The sequence below is a fragment of the Anoxybacillus sp. P3H1B genome, from assembly GCF_001560855.1.
In the GTDB taxonomy this organism is placed as follows: Bacteria; Bacillota; Bacilli; order Bacillales; family Anoxybacillaceae; genus Anoxybacteroides; species Anoxybacteroides rupiense.
The window spans coordinates 79,726-98,567 of the sequence record NZ_LPUG01000019.1 but is presented as its reverse complement, the minus strand read 5'-3'; the positions used below and the strand labels follow the sequence as shown (position 1 = coordinate 98,567).

Genomic DNA, 18,842 nt, shown 5'->3' with positions numbered 1-18,842 from the left:
CTTTCAAAAACAAGAACGTTTGTTTCTGTTTTATTGTAGCATAAATTTGCAAAACGTCTATGCCTATTTTACCGTTTTCAGCCGAACACGCAAAATTTTTGTCGAAAATGGAAATGACCATCTTTCACAACTAAAGATGGCCGTTTTGATTCCATTCAATTCTTTTTCGTTAAAGCATGTTCTACTTTAATGCAGCGATCCATCACAACTGTATATCCTTTTTCTTTGAGAAATTCATAGGCTTCCTCATTGGCTACACCCAGCTGCCCCCAAAACACATCGGCATCGATTTGTGCAAATTCACGGGCAATTTCCGGCAAATGCTCTGAACGGCGAAACACGTTCACAATATCCACATGTCCGTCAATGTCCTTTAATGATTTAACAGCCGGAATCCCTTCCCATTCATCAATGGTTGGATTGACAGGAATAATCTCATATCCTGCTTCCTTCATCGCTTGAGCGATCATATATGACGTGCGTTCTGGATTATTGGACAGACCTACAACAGCAATGCGCTTTGCTTTTTGCAACATATCGCCGATTTCTTCGCGGCTTGGATTCACGATTGGCATATGTGTTCCCCTTTCGTCTCGTGTCTTGTGTGTACTAATTTCGGCATTGGTCAAAGGAATCCTGCTAGCTCGGACATTTTTCTTTTGGCCTCTTTTCATCGGAATTTCTATCATCCATTGTCGCCGGCGAACGAAAAAAATATTCTCAAGGGATTCAGCCGCAAAAACTCGATATAAGCCTATCATCCATTCCATCGTTTTCTGTTTTCATCACATTTTGTTGCGTATCCGTTCTGCTATTCGTCAAGTCTTCGGTCATTCTATTTGCATCATCCGCTGATTATGGTAAGTTATTAATAAATGATGAAAGGAGCTATTTCTATGAACTTTCAGTTACAAGAAGCCATTGAATTACTGCAGCGCACGCCGAAAACATTGGAGAATTTTTTATCCGGATTATCCGCTGGATGGTTGCAATGCCGCGAGGGAGAAGGCACATGGAATGCGACAGAAGTTATCGAGCATCTGATAGAAGCTGAGAAAACGAATTGGATTCCAAGGCTTGAAATCATTCTTCAAGAACACGGAGATAAAACCTTTCCCGTTTTCGACCGATTCAGCCATTTAAAAGAACACTCAGGAGAGACCATCGAAGAAAAGCTGCGTTTATTTCAAGAGTTGCGTGAACAAAATCTCGCCAAGCTAAACCATCTCATCGGCCCAGAAACCGATTTTGAATGGACCGGGATTCATCCAGCTTTTGGTCCTGTAAAGCTGCGAGAACTGCTGTCTACTTGGGCTGTCCATGATTTGACCCACATCGCCCAAATTGTCAGAGTGATGGCCAAAAGATACAAGGAAGATGTCGGACCTTGGATCGAATATTTAGGCATCTTAAAAAAATAGCAAGCCGCGCTTAGCTGAAATAAAATCAAAGATTCGTTTTGTTACGGCTCTGCTTTTCGCCGCAGAAGCGTGTTGTCGGATCACAAAAATCGATGCTTGTTTTCATTTCGCGCCAGCTAATGATCTCATGGATGTACTATATTTATGCTATGCTGTCATTTTGAGACATCATCTGGCTATCTCCTCTATCATACGGATTCACTCCAGCCGTTTGTATCTGCAAGCAGCTGAATTCACAATACCCTGACGCTCGGCGAAAAGCAACAGGCAGCCGCAAAAGCGGTCAAAGGCTCTTTTTCATCACGATCCGGTCAGCGCGGACGGTGTAGCCGTTTTTTCGATAAAACGCTGCCGCCGCTCCGTAAGCGGATGTTAACAAATAGATGCTTTTGACGTGTTGCTTCTGTAGTTCCTCCTCAAGAACTTGCAGCAGTTGAGAGCCATATCCTTTCCCTTGGGCTTTCTGATCGATGCACAACTCCGCCAGATAAAACGCCATCCCCTGATCGCTCGCTTTGCTGTGGCCAGCGATAAAACCAAGGATCGCTTCACGCTGTTTACATACAAATCCGATAAACTTAGGCGTATGCAATAAATCGGTGAGCCGCTCTCGAGCCGCCTCATACGTCCAATTCTCATTCCAAGGCTCACGATGAAACACTCTTATATACAGTTCGATACATTCCTGTAAATGTTCAAATGTCATTGGCGCCACAATTTCTTCCATTTACATGTCTCCTTTCTTTGATAGAGAGCGAACATCCAAATTTTCACATTAAATAAAAGCAGCGCTTATGATACCTTTTTTAATTTCGTTAAATCCAATCTTGGGTTTGCGCCACAGTAAAAGGGGCCGAATAAAACTTCATCATGTCTTGATCAAAAAAAATGCTATGTAAAGCGAACAGATCGCTATCGGTAAATGGTCTCCATATCAATCGTGGTGTTTCGAGAATCACCCCGTTCCTCCCCTTTCTTGCTACATAAGTTTTGCTTCAGTAACAGATGATAAAACCGATTCGTTTTATTGTTCTCTTGCTAGATGAATCGTTACTCGCTCACATAGAAACCCGTGTTGGCTTCTCAAGTTGTAGAAATAGAAAAATATAGAAACAATTTTCTATTCTTAACTACATGATGTATTACATTCATTATCATAAGAAACTGTCCAAAAAGCCCTATAAGCATATAACCGTTGTTTATCTGCTTGTTATTTTACTAAATTCCAGAAAACAGAGAGAATCAAACTTTTTCCTCTATCTTCCCTTTACAAAATTCGCAGCACCGCCCCCCGATTCTCCTGCTTTTTTGTCGCAATTTGCGCTTGCCGGGGAAATAGAACATTTCCTCTTTCGCTTTCCATATATTGTGTCATATGATCTATGCAACGATCCAGAAATAAATGGTAGTATAGAAAATGTACCCATGGTGTTCGTTGGATCCATTTTTTAGATTAACAGATTAAGAAGGGATCATGTTGGGCACACTTTTTTTCGCACTGATCGCCATCGGAGGAGCAGCCTCCTTTGTTGGCACATTAGCGGGCGGCGCGCTGATTACCTCGAGTCTAACGGAGCGGGTGATGAACGCCATCGCTTTTGTTTTGCTGTTATTCGCGCTCACGGTGTCTTTAAAATGGATATCAGTAAGGAGTGCGGTCATAAACATAAGGCTCATCAGGCTGTTGAACTTTTTTCACTGTTTTGATGTTGATACAAGGAAGGATATTTCCTTCATACGTTGTTTGGCCGATGACTCCTTTTACTTCTACCCATTCATCCGGCTTGAGCTCTTTTAGCTGTTCTCCGTTTGATAGCATTCCATAAACGGAAGCATCGGCAACACAGCAAGTAACAGCAAATCGCGCAATGACTGCTTCCCCTTTTGGAAAATCAGGTTCGCGATAGACAAATCCGGTAAGTTGAATCTCTTTCCCAATAAACTCTTGAACATGATTATGAATGATTTCCAGAGTGGCTAAATAGTTTTCATTCGTAAACTCTATCTTTTTCGCAGATTTTAACTTCTTAGCGAGCTGCTGTTTGTCAATGCTTTTTTCGGCTGGCTGCTGTTCGGTCTGTGCTGATTCGGTTAAGGATTGCGTTTGAGCATTCGCTGATGGATCGCTTTGCTTCTGCCCCCCACCCATTTGCACACCGCGCTTGGCAGCGACCGAGCTGTCCAATACTTGACTTGAAAACATTAAACCTGTGATGATGGGCACAATGAATAAAAGATAAATCATCCACGTCTTTAGAGGATGATTATCCTTATGATGGCCACATTCACAACCAACCGCATGATCGTGATGATCACTTCGCCAAATTTGAAAAATGCCAAGAATAAACAGTACGCCCATCGCAAAATAAAGGAAAGGAAACATCTTTGGTGCAATAAATTGCTGGATTTGCCCTGTTACGATTAATTTAAACATGACTAACGCAAAGCCCACGAGCAGAACTCCCCGCAAAAAAAGCTGATTATTCAACTTCCTTCACCTCCTCATCCATGGATAAAGATTGTTTGATAGAGCCAAACAACCAAATAAACAACACATGTCAACACGAGAATAAACGCAATGACAAACCGTGTTCGAAAATAAGCAAGCAGCAGCAAGGTATTTTTCAAATCAAGCATGGCTCCATAAATAAGAAACGCTAAAATCGCGCCTGTAGAAAAGGTGTGACTAAACGAAGCAGCCACAAAAGCGTCGGCCTCCGAGCAAAGCGAGAGCAAATAAGCAAAACCCATCATCACAACAGGAGAGATGAGTTCATTGGCTCCAATTTGCAGCAATTCGTTCCGATTAAGAAACGTTTGCAATAAACTGGCTAAAAACGCGCCAATGATTAAATATTTTCCCGTGTCAAAAAATTCTTCGCTGGCATGATGCAACGTTTCTTTCCATTTATTTGTAGAATGAATATGTTCGTGCGAGGAAGAGGCTGTTGGTTTGAGCGGAGTCTTATGTTGAAAAAAGCGGTATAAAAGCAAGCCTACCAACACAGAAACGCAAAAAGCAAGGCCCACGCGAGCAAAAGCGATTTCGCTTTTTTGCTGAAACGCATAGTAGGTCGAGAGGAAAACAATCGGATTGATGATGGGCGCACTCATCAAAAATGTCATGCCAACTGCTGGCGGCATTCCTTTTTTAATCAGCCTTCTTACAATTGGAATAATCGCACACTCACAAACGGGAAAAATGATTCCGAAAAAGGCGGCAGATACAATGGCCACATACGGGTTTTTCGGAAGCCAACGCCGCAGCGTATCCTCTGAAATAAAGGTTTGAATCAAAGCGGATACAAAGACGCCTACTAAAATAAACGGAATCGCTTCTAAAACAATGCTTAAAAACATAGTATGGACAATCGCCCACTCTTTCGGCAATGTAAAATTCGTATTCCCCATTCCATAAAAAAAGAATAAATATAAAAATAACAATAAAAGAACAAACGCTAGTCCATCATTGATTGTATGAGACATCGCCTTTTTCACATTCATTTCCTCCATTCATGCTCTCATTTCTTCTTAACAAATCGTAATTTTTCCTATTAACATATATACATAGATTGTCCACAAAAATATGACTATGAAATATCAATTGCTCCGTCAACATTTGTCGCCAAGTGCGCAGATGATCTGATTTCGCTAGTCGGGCGACCGTTGGAAAATTTGAATCGGTTAGCTATAAGTGTAATTTTCTCATCGTATCTCTCTATAATAAAAAACGATGAAAGCGATGAACTGATCTTGAAAAATCTATCCGATCATGGCAGCTCAAAGATAGAATGAACGATATCTATACCTCCCTTTCATTCTCGTAGTTGCTATTTTTCTTATTTTCTTGTATGATTGACGTTGTTAAAACGTAATAATTACGATTTACCAAAGGGAGGAGTTACTTATCATGAAAAAAGTGCCAGTTACTGTATTAAGCGGTTATTTAGGCTCTGGAAAAACCACCTTACTCAATCATATTTTGCATAATCGTGAAAACAAAAAAATTGCCGTTATTGTGAATGATATGAGTGAAGTGAATATCGACGCGGAATTGATTAAACAAGGGGGATTCTCCCGAACAGAAGAAAAGCTTGTTCAAATTCAAAACGGCTGTATTTGTTGTACATTGCGCGATGATTTAATGAAGGAAGTAGAAAGATTAGTAGACGCAGGGGGAATTGATTACATCGTCATTGAATCTTCAGGAATCAGCGAGCCGATTCCGGTAGCGCAAACTTTTACCTACATAGATGAAAATTTAGGAATTGATCTCACTAAAAAATGTCGTTTAGATACGATGGTCACCGTTGTCGACGCTAACCGATTTTGGAACGATTTTTCTTCTGGAGAGAGCTTGCTCGATCGCAAGCAAGCTGTCGATGATTCAGATACACGCGAAGTAGCTGATTTGTTAATCGACCAAATCGAATTTGCTAATGTCATTTTGCTTAATAAAATCGATTTAATTCATCCCGAAGAGGCAAAAGAGCTTGAAAATATGCTAAAAAAACTGAATCCGGAAGCGAAAATCATCCCTACGACATTTGGCCAAGTAGCGTTAGACGAAATTTTAAACACGCATTTATTCGATTTCGAAAGTGCCAGCCAAGCGGCCGGCTGGCTCAAAGAGTTGAATGAAGAGCATACTCCAGAAACCGAAGAATATGGCATCTCCTCTTTTGTATATCGGAGAAGACAACCTTTTCATCCGGAACGATTTATGAAATGGCTTGAGAATTGGCCAATTGAAGTGATTCGCGCCAAGGGCTTTTTTTGGCTTGCGTCAAGAAATGATGTATGCGGCCTTCTATCACAAGCGGGCACATCGATCGTGATCCAAGGAGCGGGCGAATGGGTCGCTGCTTATCCTGAAGCTGAGCGCCAACAAATTTTAATGGAGAACCCTGAACTTCTTGAAAAATGGGATCAAACATATGGCGACCGCATGACCGAGCTCGTCTTTATCGGCATCGAGATGAATCAAGAAGAAATAGAAGATTCGTTAGACCAATGTTTACTTACCGCTCAGGAAATGAGCCGGAATTGGGAAACATTTTTCGATCCCCTCCCTGCATTTGTTGGTTCCTGATAAATGAATAAAGTACAAATCGTAATATTTACGATTTAACACCAACCGTCTCACCTGCGGCTTCGCACAAAGAGAAATTCCTTGTCATTCCGACACTTTTATGCGTATAATAAACGTATAAAGCATAAAATAAAAATAGGACATTGGCGGCAACCAATGTCCATTCAATACACAGCTGACTGCAAGACGTGCAGCGGCCGAAAACAGGCGGTTGTAACCCACCCTCACTTAAGGCGAGCAGGGTGGGTTATTTTTTGTCTCTCGCTACAGCGATAACAGCTACCATTAATGATGCAAAAGCAATCATTAGCGTCAGTGTATCGGTCACAGATATCATCAGCGGCACCTCCCTTCTCTAAGGGAGTAGGCCGCTCCCACCCTGCATATAGCTGTGCATCTTTATTATAGCATAGATTCATCAATACAGGAATATATGTTCTTGTTTTTTATTCTATTTTTCCTCTTCCTTTTCCTTCTGCTCTTTTTCCTATTTTTTTGATTGCCTCAAACGTTTTCTTATCGATCATACCATACCGTTTCTAGATGGAACGATCATTTCTGAAAACCGACGGGCAAAGGCCCATCTATGTGAACTTGCTTTTGTCAAAACGCTTTCAGGTCCATTGATGGGATTGTCAAACGGTTCATCATTTACGCGTCTGCCCCGCCGAAACATCACATCTTCAAAGATTACGTTTCATCGATAGTGAAAGTTGATCGAACGTCAAAGAGTATTTCCATCCTTTTGCCGGCGGCGGTCACTTCCACGCCCCTTTTCTAACCAAGGTTTGATGGCAGCGGACAAACACGGTGCCATCAGTTCTAATCTACTCTCATCGCAAATAAACTTTATAACAGCAACATTAGCTTATCCATTTGAGGAGGATTGAGAAGTGTCCCGTTCCCGATTCAAAACGATCGTATTAGCCTTAGCAGCTACTTTTATTGCCGTCTCCCTCGTCTCCTTCCCGCAGGAATCCGTCAATGCTTCAAAGCAGGGACTGAAAATCTGGTGGGGGACCGTCTTTCCTTCGCTGCTGCCTTTTTTCATTATCTGTGAATTGCTGATTAATTTTGGGGTTGTAAAATTTATCGGTGTTATACTTGAACCTCTCATGAAGCCCCTATTTAAGGTTCCCGGCGTCGGGGGATTTGTATGGGCGATGGGAATGGTTTCTGGCTTTCCGACAGGCGCAAGACTCACTGTACTATTGCGGCAAGAAAAACAACTCAGTAAAGTGGAGGCAGAAAGGTTGGTCTGTTTTACAAATTCATCCAGTCCACTTTTTATCATCGGTGCCGTATCCATCTCGTTTTTTCATAATGCACAGCTTGGCGCCGTCTTGATTTTATCGCATTATTTAGGAAACATATGTATTGGCCTTATGATGAGGTTTTACGGAAAGGAGCAGCCACAAGATCCAAAGGAGGCCAGAGACGAAGCACTATTGCGCAGAGCCTTTTCCGCCTTGCATACCACACGTATGAAAGAAAAAAGACCGATTGGCAAGCTGCTCGGGGATGCCGTCATCTCTTCTGTTCATACTTTATTAATGATCGGCGGTTTTATCATTTTGTTTTCTGTCATCAATAGGCTGCTATCGAGTCTACATATTACCCAGTTTTTAGGAGAACTAGTAGCATATGCGCTTCGTTTGTTCCATTTGCCAGAAGCATTGAGCACCCCTCTTATATCCGGCTTATTTGAGATCACGTTAGGCGGGCAAATGACAAGCCAAGTCCAGGGAGTCTCTTTAATGCATAAAGCCATTATTATAAGCTTTATTCTTGCTTTCAGCGGTCTTAGTGTACAAGCTCAAGTCGCCAGCCTTTTAGCACAAAGCGATATCAGCTTTAAGCCTTTTTTCATTTCTCGCATTATTCACGGATTTTTAGCAGGATTTTTTACTTTTCTTTTATGGGAACCCGTCTATCATGCCAATAGCTCGGCCCATGTTTTGCCGGTTTCCTTATTCGCTCAAGAAGGATGGTTTTACGGCAACTTTTTAACCTTAATGAATATAGGTCCTGCGCTCACCATTATTACCCTAATGATTTATATCATCATTTTTATCAAAAGAATGAAAAATGTCTAAGTGAGCAGCCGATCTCCTTGCGCCCCATCCGCAAGGGGATTTTCTTTGCAAATACCTTTTGGAAAAGAAAGTAATGGATTTTTTCCGATCTCTACAAACTTTTCATGGATCTCTCATTGTAGATAAGGTGCAAAATGAGCTTTGTCTTCCCTTTTTAAGCAGCTGATTTTCCCGATCGAACGGGCTTGAAAACGGTTAGACAAGATAAAAACAGGTGAAGCTAAAAGAAGACCGTGAGCGGACGTGCGAGGCCAGTGACGCGAGATGAAAGCGAAATGATCTGTCTGCATTCATCTCCGACGACAGCCGGGGAGGTAGGCCTACAAACGTTTTCCTCATCTCCATCTTCCTCATTCTATAGCAGCTGCCGCGATTGACTACCAACTATTTCGGGAAATGATTGAAATAAAAACGATGATCATTTAACATGGTAATAAAGCGTACAATGCCGTTGCGCTCCAAGCACAGAAGCAGCTGAAACATAAACATATGGGCGGAAGTGATCAGCACGGTTCAAACGCTAAAAAAATAAAACGATGAACTTTAGGAGTCGCAAGTGAATGAAAAAGTTTTTTTATCAAATGTTCGTATGGCTATTTTGTCTCTATTTATTTATTCTCACGAAAATGGTCTTATTTAAATATGTCTCTTGGAAAGAAATGATCTACCATTTCGACTTCAGCGCCATTCAAAACCAATGGCATTCAAGCAACTTTACTCCCCTGAAAACCATTATTTTTTATTTATTCTTTGCCGATGTCAATTTAAACATTAAAATTGAAAACTTAGCTGGAAACATTATCGGTTTTATTCCTTTCGGATGGATGCTTCCATTGCTGTCGACACGCTTTCGCAGCTTTTCTGCTACCATGCTTGCAACCTTGTGTTTAAGCTTTACATACGAAGTGATGCAGCTATTATTTGAATTAGGAAGCTTTGACATCGATGATTTAATTTTAAATACGTTAGGCGGAATGCTTGGCTATAGTTTAAGCCGACTCATTCAGCCAATATGGCACCCAAAAAACATGTGGCTTAAGCAGGCCACAGCTCACCGCAAAGAGGAAAAAGTGTAACATTTTCAGCTGTCAGTTTCCGCGTAATAAATGCCGCCTGTCTATTTTTGAGACGATTTGGCAGCTGGGCCATCCCCATGCCTTCGCTCAGCCTCATCAAAAAAACATACTAAGTTTTGCAGGAGTTTTTCTTCTTTTCCATCTAGAGGCTGTGTGTGATCCTTTCCAGGAGTAATCATTTGATTGCTCATAAAAAATCGTCCTTTCTGTAATGTTGTGTCGCAACTTCATTTTACTAGAAAGGATGATTTTTGTGTCCTTTTTAAATCGAAAAAATGAGGGGCTGTCCAAAAGGTCAGTTACCCTGACTTTTGGGACAGCCCCTATCTTAGGATCATGATTCACGATTCATACCAATCTCCTACCGCAGCTGATTTTTCGAGCAACAGCGCTTCTTTAACAAAGACGAAGCGCGGCTTAGCGGACGGCTCTCATCCCACACAAAAGGGGATCCGATCTGTTAAAAAGCCTCTCCCGCTTGTTTTTTGATTTGGTTAATCGCCAGCCAGCTATATACTAACGCAACGATATAATAAATCAATCCCGGTAAACGGAAATGGAACAGCTTAAAGATCAGATCAAGGATGATCGGCAAAGATAATGAATAAATGCTCAAGCTGTATAGCCGGCCAAAAGGCAAGTTCGCTTTTTGTAGCTTAGAGATCACCAGATTGATAATCGCTAAAAATAAAGCGCTGAATATTTTGCCAATGAAAAAGCCGATCCAAGCAATCACTGCCACAATGGGAGCGAGCCATTTTAAATATGGCAAAAAGCCGACCAGATCTTGTTTATCAAACGTTACGCCTTGAAAATCACGAAATAAGAAAACTTGTGTTTGCCCTCCAGCTTGCTTGCTAATCATCCGGTCCTTTAAAATCAGCACTCCCGACGAGTACGGATTTAAACGATCTTCTGTTGTTTGGCCCGTCGTATCGATAATGACAGCGCCATTTTTAGAATCATCCAACACAATCGGCATCGTTCCTTCTACATTCAACTCTCCGTTTTGAAAGGTGAATTCCGGGATTTTGCTTTCTAATGTTCCGGTAAAATGGCCGATGCTTTGATTAAATTGATAGCCGACAATGATGCTATTCAGCGTACCAAACAAAAGCGCAAATAAAAGCAAATATAAAAAAGCTTTTCCTGCGCCTTGCGCCACCATGTCCGGATAACGTCTGACATCCCCTACGCTATAGCTCAATTTTTTAAAAAAGTTCATTCCTCATGCACTCCTTCGAATTTCATAAATAGACGGCATTCGCTCCAGCTTTAAGGGACAGGGAACCGTATGCTCATGCTTTCCATCAGCTGATCTTCTGTTTGAAACATAGATCACATGCTGCAACACATTCCATATTTTTTAGTTCTCAACCTCGCCGCTTATCTTCCATAATATTAACGTTCAAAACGCAAAAAGGTTTCAATCGATATTGAATTTTTTGTAATAAATGAAAAAGTTCCCTTTACAGACGAGTGAAAACGCGAATCGGACAACAGAATTTTATAAGCAGACAAGCATCTTCTTTCTTTGCCCGCACTATTAAAAACGGAGAGCGATACACATCAAACAGCTGCATCATGAACCGTCATTTTCTTTCTCCGTTTTAGAGAGGATGAATAATCTGACAAGCATCGTGCACGCTAAACATAAAAAAAGAAAGGTTTTATTATATATGAAAAACAGATGGATCACTTTATTCGCTCTCAGTGTCTGGTCAGTTGCGGGGATGGGCATCCAACCGATTGAAATCGTCCATCACGCGATCGCCCAAACCGAAATGCCACCATATGCCAAATGGGGAAGACTCGCTCTTCAAAAAACAAAGGAAAAATATCCAAACGCCCAAATCGTCGACTACCTCCATATTGGCCGCGACCAACAAGCGAATGTGACGACGGAAAAATTTAAGCTATGGCTGAGAACCAACCAGAAAGAATTTGGTGTTTTTGTCAATATCCAATTTAACACCGCAACAGAGCGAGTAATAGGCATTACCTTTCAAGAAACGCCAAGATAAACGGCGCGGTGATTTGACCGCGCCGTTTTCGGTTCACTTGATTCTTATAAATCAAATTACTCACTCGGATACTTGCAATTGTATGAGATATTTCGGTGTCAAATGTTCAGACTGAACAATCATCGCGGCCATTCCTTGATCGCTTCCCGATTCGTGCCATTCGCCTTGTTCCCAAAACACCGCCTCTCCACTTTTGACAAACACTTTTTTGCGATCCGCCCCCGTCACTCAGCCTTCCCCCTGTACAACAAGAAACAGCTGCGGCACTGGCGCTTCATGATAGCCGACCACTCCGTTCGCTTCAATGTACATGCAGCCGATGACGGCAGATTCGGTTAGTTTCGTTATTCTCGTATAGCTCGGTAACTTGGAGTTGTATTTTGTCATGGCGGTGCCGGCTTTTTTAGCAAATGTGAATCGTTTCATCATACAAGTCCTCCCAACGTTCTCTTCGCCTTTTCGAACATTCAACAGATAGAAAGAAAATCCTGCTTCCAATCGACAATCGCTATGTTACTGCCTATTTTTCTTACGGTACTATAAAATTTCGTTTTCACTGTCGATTCCGTTAAGCCAGTGACAGCAGCAATTTCAGCAAAAGTATATTCACCAAACAATTTAAGACGGAAAATTTGCTGGACAGACGCTTCAAACGTATTCAATACCGCTAAAATCCGCTCAACCTCCTCCTTGTATTCCAGCTTCAATGTAAAATCTTCTTCTTGCCCTAACTCGTGATCGATCTCCGTCACAATTGATTGCTGTTTGTAATATTTTGAGCGATAGTAGTTGATCGTTTGGTAAGTGGCAATTCGATATAACCACGTTCGAAATGACGCCTTTCTCTCGTCATACGAACGGATCGAACGAAGCATGCTGATAAATGCTTCCTGGGTTAGATCCATTGCTAAATCCTTGTTTAATGTCTGCCTGTAAATATAAGCATATAGATCCTTATAATAAAAACTGACAAGCTGGTTAGCGGCATTGCGATCTCCTTTTTTGGCTTTGGTGATCCATTCCTTTATTTTCTCCATTGACTTCTACTCCTACTTCTTTCAAAGGCTAGCCTTTCATTCATATATTCGTTATTTATTAGAAAATAGTTTGAAAGTTTCTCTATTTTATTTCAAATCTAGTACGCTTTGGCGTAACAAAAGCAAGTCACCGCCATGCCTCCGCTCTGCTTTTGAATGAACAATAAATTCCATTTATATGTAATATAACATTTAAATAATCCCCCAGTTGTCAAAAAACGGTCCCCCGTTCTTGTTAAACAGTCGAGCCCCTTTTTCCCATTCAAATCTGCCATCATTTTTTGCTTCTAAAAACATTTTTTCTAAACAGAAAGATAGGTAGTCACACACGAACATATGTGCTATAATCAAATAGATAGTGGCCATACACAAGCAAGCCTAGAATCGTTTCTTTATCTTGAGATGGGAGGAAAATCAATGAATCACCAAATCATTGAAAAAGATCGTTTTCAAGTAGTGGGAATCAAGCGGACATTTTCGCTAGTCAATGGAGAGAATCATACAGGGATTGCTAAGATGTGGGAGGAAGTTCATCAAAACGGCACCGTTAAGTTATTATCATCACTGAACAACGGCTCATTAAAAGGCTTGATCGGTGTATGTACCGCACACAGCGATGACCAGTCAGGACAAACGATCGATTATTGGATAGCCGCAGAGTATAATGGCGAGGTGCCTAACGGGCTGTTGGCGTTAGAAATACCCGCTTCTAAATGGGGCATATTTGAGGTGCGCGGATCGATGCCGGAAGCGATACAAAAAGCATGGGAGCAAATTTTTTCAGAATGGTTGCCATCCCAGCATTACAAGCTTGCAGGCACGCCGCAATTAGAGGTATATCCGGACGACGATCCAACCAGCCCTGATTTTTATTCCGAAATATGGGTTCGTCTTCAATGAAGAGCGTTTGTTATTGAGGCTGTATGTGCATAAAATGGCTGACAAATCCCCCATACTAAAATGATAGAGGGGGTGAAAGTGATGAGTGAAAAAGTGGTAGCAGTCCGAAAAAATGGCGATGGCGATATTGTTGAGCTCAAGCTATCTTCTGGACGGATTGTCGATTATAAACAGGCACAAGTGATGGCACAAAACGGCGAGATCGAGGGTGTAAACACATTTAGAGGGAAGGACGGCGACTGGCATCTGCGTAGCAATGCCGATGGAGATCCAAGCAACAATCTCGATAACTTGCCGACATTTTAAAATGAAAACGGCCCTGTTTCGAACGGCACTTCGAATGATGAGTCATGATTTCTACGTTTGAGGTGCCGTTCGTTCTTTGGGCCTTTTTAGTAAGGTTATGGAAATGATGGAGTCACTGATATAAAATCGTTGAATAGTCGGCAAGCCATTCGCTTGCCGCTGGGATATGCCCACCGGTCATTGATCACTTATTTTCTGATTCAATATGCTTAAGCTTTGTGTGAAGATATGATCGAATCTCCTCTATGTTTTTCAGCTCTCGCTTTGGAATAATATAAGCGCTGACAGCACTATTATAGAGATAAAAGCTGTGCCGGTCTTCCTTGAAAGCCTTTATGCCTCCCCAGCTTACTTTTGTTTCTCCGTAAGAAGTCGAGTCAACGATTCCTTCTTCTGTCATCACAAGATGATGCTCTCCTAATAACCCTTCATTATTTCCATCTTTCATCATTCTCTTTGCGCTGCGAATAATGGCTCGATCAAAGTAACTCGGATAAAAAATCACCCATAAAACCGCCACAATCGAAAATGTAATCAGCAATCCTAAAAAGGAAGCATGTCCGATTTCAGCAAATACCCAGGCAACCAAAAGAAAAAGAACGGGAGGGATAACTCGCTGAATCGCCAACGTTCTCCGGGCTGCTTTCGAATGCTTGATATGAAACAAATTAAACTGCACATAATCTTCTTCCGTTAACCGATAACGAATTTCCATGATTTTGTCTCCTTCCCTATGCTGCAATAGAAAAATCATTGTCTCGCGTTTTTAAGCATTTTTTAGCGTCACGATTGTTAGCTTGTGCCAAATGCTTGTCCACTTCTTCCTCCGCACTCGTTCTTCATACATTTGAGCCCGTTTTTTTCGTTTCACAAAAATATGGAGTTGGCTTGACAAGAAGCTGACAAACATCTTCGACTCCCCAAGGTGCCGCCAAGACAACAACGCCTTTTTCATCAAGCCTTACCCCTAGAGCAGTGGCAGTTTCCGGAAATTTGGACATGGCATCGACGGAAGATAAATAAGGAGATCCGCCATTTATTGCATGCATTCGCGCCTGATTTTTCACCGACCATGGACGATCGGGGAGGAGATGGTACAGCTTCTGTTCCAGCTTCTTTTCTGCCGCTTTCTCCGTATGCTTGCGGTCAAAATAAATGACATCGATATCTGGAAGCGGCGTTCTTTCTTGAAATCCATGCAGCACATCCCAAATTTTCGCACGGACAAATCCGGCACACACCCACCAATCGGGCAAATTCAGCGACTGTACGGCTCGCAATGTTTCCATCATCCACTCGTCCTTCTGAATCCTTTGGATGATATCACGTTCGTTTTTCATCACGGTATCCATTATTTTAGCTCCTCACCTCGCCAACACTTTGCCCGAAGCACAGACAAAAGAGCCATTGCTGCACTTCCGGCACCCGCAGCCATAAAAAGCATTGTAAAATAATGCCCACCGATCGTCGGGGAATCGGCTACGATCGCCCCCAGTATCCAAAATAGCAGACTGCCGGCATAAAACAAGCGAAATCTTTTGTTGTTTCTCCGGCATAGCCAATACCCTGTTAGCATCACTATATAAATAATGCTCAATGCCATAAGCAAAGGAAAAGCAGGCTTGAATTTAGCAGCATAAATAAAATGATCGAGCTGTGAAATATCGCTGCTATTGGTGATGGAACCATGGAGCATCTGTGAAAAAAAAAGCAGAATACTTCCACTCCCATGGGTTAGACCTTATTTCGCTTCCTTCGTACCAAGAAGCAAGAGTGGAAAAAACAAACACAAAAAAGGCGAGAATATACTGAATCATCCAGCTCACTGCCTTGTTCCCCCCTTGTAAATGGAAATAGGTCGCTATTGCATCCATTACCATTTAAGCATATATACGGGAAAATAAACAAGATATTTCGATTCATACCACCTCATAAACAAGCTCCTATGTCACAATCGCAAACGTTCCATTCGAATCTCCATAAGAAATCATTACGATTCACATAAGATCCAACGTTTCGCCTAACACGCTATGTCCGATGCTACTCAAATTTTCCAAGAATAAAAAACGTAATAGAATCTCGATTAGTGCTACAGTAAAAAAAGAAAATTGGCCTCCCCAATTCCCCTTAACTCACCGAGTACTTATTGATCGCTAGCTGCTCTGTCTTGTTTATGTATGCGGTAGTAACGGAGCGTTAAAATGACATCATCAAAATCAAGATAAGCCCTCTCCGTTTTCTGAATCCCCGCTTGCGTTTTGGTTACGTGAAAAGGGAGTGTTCACCTACAGAAGCTTCGCCATATAATATTCATCGACATATTGCCCGTCGATTTTCAGCGAATGGCGTTTGATTCCCTCCTGAACAAATCCCATTTTTTTATAGAGAGAAATCGCGGGGACATTGTCTGTCACAACCGTCAGCTCCAAACGATGGATCCCTTTTGTCCGCGCCCAGCGCTCCAATTCTGTAAATAGCATCGTGCCAATTCCTTTTCCCCGATAGGAAGCATGCAAACCGACAACGATATATACAGTATGACGATTGCGCTTAGCACGTCCGCCTCTTGCCACTAAATAACCGATGAGCTCCCCTTCTTCTGTCTCCGCCAAAAAAATCGCGGCATTTTCTTCATGCTCGATCGCCTCAAGCTGGCGGCGCTGCTCTTTAACCGTAAGCGGCCGTTCCACCGCTTCAAACAACAAATAGGCTGATTCGCGCTCTACTTGCAAAATCAACGCTGTTAATCGTTCGGCATCATCCACCTTTGCCTGCCGAATGTTCACTCCCATCCCCTCCTTCTAAATAGATCTGTGCCAAATCCATGCTGCGATAACGAGCGAACGCCGTCTTTGCTTTACGAAATCCTGATTGAATATAAAACGGTTCGTTTCCTATCGTCGAAATAAGATGAATGCATGAAATGGCATCAAGCTGTTCGAGCAGATCTTTCATGATCGCTTTTCCAATACCTTTACCTTGATAATCGCGGTGAACGACGACATCATTCATAAATCGCCGCATTGAATACGCCGTCTGACAGAGCGCGGCCAAATCCAACCAGACGGCCGGAGCAAAAGGCAAGCGCTACTATATGACTCGCTTGAAAAACTCGTTGAATGATTGGCTCTGTATGCTTAACCCAGCCAACAGATTCGTAGATTTCTCTCATCTTTGTCCAATTCGCATTTGCGATATCACGCACAATCTGAACATGTTCCATTATTCTCTTACTCCTTGTCCTTACTTGAAGCTCTCTAACTTTCTTTTCATGCCTTTCAATGTCCGGTTTTGCATCCATATACTAACAATGAGAAGCACTAATATTCCCGAAACCATAAGCGTAGAAGCAAACGAAAGGAGCGAGCACTAGATATGCGGCGTCAAAGCTTCGTTCATAGGAACCCTCCTTTTTCATCGCCTTCTGCTTCCCGGAATATTCTACATCATTTGCCAATTTCCTTCCGGTTTGTATTGCATTTTCTCACAAATCTCCGTATGATGGTAAATCATATCATGTTGGAAGAAAGGGTGCAGAACATTGACAAAACAACTGCCTCCAGGGCAATTTGCAACGGAGAAATGGCCGATTCTTCACGAAGGCGATGTATACGAGTTTCATGAGGCTACATGGAAATTCACATTATTCGGCGAGGTGAAAGAAGAGGTTTCTCTTTCTTATCAGCAAGTTATGGAATTGCCAAAAACGATCTCAACCATTGATATGCATTGCGTCACAACATGGTCCAAGTTTGACACGACATTTGAGGGCATTGCTTTTCGCGAATTTTTGCGTTTCGTCGAGCTGAATCCAGACGTCGCTTATGTCAAAGTTTATGGATATTTAAATGGCGATCCCTTCGGCTATTCAGCCAATTTGCCTCTTCATGCTCTCATGGGAGATGACGCGCTTTTTGTGTACCGATGGAAGGACCCTCATCACGATTGGCAAGAGATCTCGCCAAAGCACGGCTATCCGCTGAGGTTCATTCCCCCTGCTTCTTTTTATTTATGGAAAGGGGCGAAATGGGCGACCGGCATCCGTTTTATGAAAACAGATGAGCCTGGCTATTGGGAAGTGAGAGGTTATTCAATGACAGCGAACCCATTTCAAGAGGAGCGGTTTTCCGATTCAACGCTGTCGAAGCTTTAACAAAAAGGCTGCGTTCGTAAACGCAGCCTTTTTGCGGCTCAGATGCGGCTTGCCGCTCGTTTATGCAGCCATGGACGAAGCCGGAGAAAAAGAAGCATAAAGACAACGGTTATAAACACGCCTTTTAAGGCATTAAATGGCAAAATCGCGGAAACAATGAGCGCTTTCGCTTCCGGGGCGCTCATTGCCGGCGAACCGAGAAAAATGGTATAGGCCGGCAGAAAGATATAATAGTTCAACACGCTCATCGCCGTTGCCATCACGATGGTGCCAGCCACCAAACCGATGACCATTCCCTGTTTTGATGCTGCTTTACGATAAATATAATAGGTCGGTAAAATAAACGTTATTCCAGCCATAAAATTCGCAAAATGACCGACTGGAACGCCAGCCGCGCTGCCGACAAGGAAATAGTTGAGCACATTTTTTAATAATTCGACGAGCATCCCAGCAATCGGTCCATACATTAGAGCAGCGACTAATGCTGGAACATCGCTAAAATCAACAAGCAAAAAAGGAGGAAATGGCGGAATCGGGAAATTGAGCAGCATCAATAGATAAGCGATGGCGCTAAACAATCCAATCGCCGCAAAAGCGGATACGTTCATGTTTTTCATGTTGATTCTCCTCTCCTTCTCGTGACTCATCCTCACAAGAAGAAGGCTGCCGACTGACCATAAAAAACCCTTAAGCCTAAACGCTCAAGGGAGGATAGCAGGCATGCGCAAACAGACGTT

General features: G+C 42.3%; 22 protein-coding genes and 2 pseudogenes. 8 read left to right on the top strand and 16 right to left on the bottom strand.

The annotated features are described in order from the left end of the window. Positions 1-155: 155 nt before the first annotated feature. On the bottom strand, positions 156-575 hold the full coding sequence (locus AT864_RS12380) for a CoA-binding protein (protein ID WP_044742146.1): 420 nt from the start codon (positions 573-575) through the stop codon (positions 156-158). A 321-nt stretch (positions 576-896) separates the two neighbouring features. Between AT864_RS12380 and AT864_RS12375 the strand changes: the two genes are divergently transcribed. Continuing rightward, complete coding sequence (locus tag AT864_RS12375) at positions 897-1,421, top strand: DinB family protein (RefSeq protein WP_066149280.1); 525 nt, start codon at positions 897-899, stop codon at positions 1,419-1,421. Between the two features lie 283 nt (positions 1,422-1,704). On the opposite strand, the gene AT864_RS12370 is transcribed toward AT864_RS12375, so the two are convergent. The 3 genes from AT864_RS12370 to AT864_RS12360 all read right to left on the bottom strand — a co-directional run bounded on the left by AT864_RS12370 (position 1,705) and on the right by AT864_RS12360 (position 4,925). Next, on the bottom strand, positions 1,705-2,148 hold the full coding sequence (locus tag AT864_RS12370; protein ID WP_066149278.1) for a GNAT family N-acetyltransferase: 444 nt from the start codon (positions 2,146-2,148) through the stop codon (positions 1,705-1,707). Between the two features lie 915 nt (positions 2,149-3,063). Further along, positions 3,064-3,909 (bottom strand): TIGR03943 family protein, encoded by an 846-nt coding sequence (locus AT864_RS12365; protein WP_066149275.1) that lies wholly within the window; start codon positions 3,907-3,909, stop codon positions 3,064-3,066. Positions 3,910-3,923: 14 nt separating this feature from the next. Further along, a complete protein-coding gene (locus AT864_RS12360) occupies positions 3,924-4,925 on the bottom strand; it encodes a permease (RefSeq protein WP_231734646.1) in 1,002 nt (333 codons plus the stop codon). A 406-nt stretch (positions 4,926-5,331) separates the two neighbouring features. Here AT864_RS12360 and AT864_RS12355 point away from each other — a divergent pair, with 406 nt between their 5' ends. Beyond that, complete coding sequence (locus AT864_RS12355) at positions 5,332-6,513, top strand: GTP-binding protein (protein ID WP_066149273.1); 1,182 nt, start codon at positions 5,332-5,334, stop codon at positions 6,511-6,513. Positions 6,514-6,760: 247 nt separating this feature from the next. Here AT864_RS12355 and AT864_RS18370 read toward each other — a convergent pair whose 3' ends face one another. Then, a complete protein-coding gene (locus AT864_RS18370) occupies positions 6,761-6,850 on the bottom strand; it encodes a putative holin-like toxin (RefSeq protein WP_231734645.1) in 90 nt (29 codons plus the stop codon). A 556-nt stretch (positions 6,851-7,406) separates the two neighbouring features. Between AT864_RS18370 and ylbJ the strand changes: the two genes are divergently transcribed. Together ylbJ and AT864_RS12345 are read left to right on the top strand one after the other, a co-directional pair. After that, positions 7,407-8,609: a sporulation integral membrane protein YlbJ gene (gene ylbJ / locus AT864_RS12350; RefSeq protein WP_066149272.1), complete on the top strand. Its 1,203-nt coding sequence runs from the start codon at positions 7,407-7,409 to the stop codon at positions 8,607-8,609. Between the two features lie 560 nt (positions 8,610-9,169). Then, positions 9,170-9,685, top strand: coding sequence for a VanZ family protein (locus tag AT864_RS12345; RefSeq protein ID WP_063504914.1), 516 nt, complete (start codon positions 9,170-9,172; stop codon positions 9,683-9,685). 460 nt (positions 9,686-10,145) lie between these two features. Here AT864_RS12345 and AT864_RS12340 read toward each other — a convergent pair whose 3' ends face one another. Continuing rightward, positions 10,146-10,910 carry a DUF1189 domain-containing protein gene (locus tag AT864_RS12340; protein WP_066149270.1) on the bottom strand — a complete coding sequence of 255 codons (765 nt, stop codon included), beginning with the start codon at positions 10,908-10,910 and terminating at the stop codon, positions 10,146-10,148. A gap of 508 nt (positions 10,911-11,418) precedes the next feature. Here AT864_RS12340 and AT864_RS12335 point away from each other — a divergent pair. After that, positions 11,419-11,709 (top strand): YqzG/YhdC family protein, encoded by a 291-nt coding sequence (locus tag AT864_RS12335; protein ID WP_044743510.1) that lies wholly within the window; start codon positions 11,419-11,421, stop codon positions 11,707-11,709. Between the two features lie 60 nt (positions 11,710-11,769). Here AT864_RS12335 and AT864_RS18365 read toward each other — a convergent pair whose 3' ends face one another. The 3 genes from AT864_RS18365 to AT864_RS12325 are packed head-to-tail and all read right to left on the bottom strand — an operon-like array spanning position 11,770 to position 12,746. Continuing rightward, positions 11,770-11,937: a hypothetical protein gene (locus AT864_RS18365; RefSeq protein ID WP_231734644.1), complete on the bottom strand. Its 168-nt coding sequence runs from the start codon at positions 11,935-11,937 to the stop codon at positions 11,770-11,772. Further along, positions 11,938-12,138: a hypothetical protein gene (locus AT864_RS18360; protein ID WP_231734643.1), complete on the bottom strand. Its 201-nt coding sequence runs from the start codon at positions 12,136-12,138 to the stop codon at positions 11,938-11,940. A gap of 38 nt (positions 12,139-12,176) precedes the next feature. Beyond that, positions 12,177-12,746, bottom strand: coding sequence for an RNA polymerase sigma factor (locus AT864_RS12325; protein ID WP_066149268.1), 570 nt, complete (start codon positions 12,744-12,746; stop codon positions 12,177-12,179). Between the two features lie 417 nt (positions 12,747-13,163). On the opposite strand from AT864_RS12325, the gene AT864_RS12320 reads away from it, so the two are divergent. Both AT864_RS12320 and AT864_RS12315 read left to right on the top strand, forming a co-directional pair. Next, complete coding sequence (locus AT864_RS12320) at positions 13,164-13,646, top strand: GyrI-like domain-containing protein (protein WP_066149267.1); 483 nt, start codon at positions 13,164-13,166, stop codon at positions 13,644-13,646. Between the two features lie 81 nt (positions 13,647-13,727). Beyond that, the gene (locus tag AT864_RS12315) at positions 13,728-13,952 is read left to right on the top strand and encodes a DUF3892 domain-containing protein (protein WP_183186186.1); all 225 of its coding nucleotides are present in this window, start codon (positions 13,728-13,730) and stop codon (positions 13,950-13,952) included. A 184-nt stretch (positions 13,953-14,136) separates the two neighbouring features. Here AT864_RS12315 and AT864_RS12310 read toward each other — a convergent pair whose 3' ends face one another. The 6 genes and pseudogenes from AT864_RS12310 to AT864_RS12290 all read right to left on the bottom strand — a co-directional run bounded on the left by AT864_RS12310 (position 14,137) and on the right by AT864_RS12290 (position 17,175). Further along, positions 14,137-14,667, bottom strand: a complete 531-nt coding sequence (locus AT864_RS12310; RefSeq protein WP_080861929.1) for a YcxB family protein — start codon at positions 14,665-14,667, stop codon at positions 14,137-14,139. A 51-nt stretch (positions 14,668-14,718) separates the two neighbouring features. Beyond that, a pseudogene (locus tag AT864_RS12305) lies at positions 14,719-15,292 on the bottom strand (nucleotidyltransferase family protein). 11 nt (positions 15,293-15,303) lie between these two features. After that, on the bottom strand, positions 15,304-15,648 hold the full coding sequence (locus AT864_RS12300; RefSeq protein ID WP_066149264.1) for a DUF4306 domain-containing protein: 345 nt from the start codon (positions 15,646-15,648) through the stop codon (positions 15,304-15,306). Further along, positions 15,623-15,769, bottom strand: coding sequence for a DUF4306 domain-containing protein (locus AT864_RS18540; protein ID WP_255357510.1), 147 nt, complete (start codon positions 15,767-15,769; stop codon positions 15,623-15,625). The genes AT864_RS12300 and AT864_RS18540 overlap by 26 nt, the downstream gene beginning before the upstream one ends. 468 nt (positions 15,770-16,237) lie before the next feature. Beyond that, positions 16,238-16,738, bottom strand: a complete 501-nt coding sequence (locus tag AT864_RS12295) for a GNAT family N-acetyltransferase (RefSeq protein ID WP_066149263.1) — start codon at positions 16,736-16,738, stop codon at positions 16,238-16,240. Beyond that, positions 16,710-17,175 (bottom strand): annotated as a pseudogene (locus AT864_RS12290) (GNAT family N-acetyltransferase). Before AT864_RS12290 ends, AT864_RS12295 begins: the two are co-directional and overlap by 29 nt. A 318-nt stretch (positions 17,176-17,493) precedes the next feature. On the opposite strand from AT864_RS12290, the gene AT864_RS12285 reads away from it, so the two are divergent. After that, entirely contained in the window at positions 17,494-18,105 is a 612-nt protein-coding gene (locus AT864_RS12285; protein ID WP_066149261.1) for a molybdopterin-dependent oxidoreductase, read from the top strand. A 38-nt stretch (positions 18,106-18,143) separates the two neighbouring features. On the opposite strand, the gene AT864_RS12280 is transcribed toward AT864_RS12285, so the two are convergent. Then, the gene (locus AT864_RS12280) at positions 18,144-18,722 is read right to left on the bottom strand and encodes an ECF transporter S component (RefSeq protein ID WP_066149259.1); all 579 of its coding nucleotides are present in this window, start codon (positions 18,720-18,722) and stop codon (positions 18,144-18,146) included. Between the last annotated feature and the right edge of the window lie 120 nt (positions 18,723-18,842).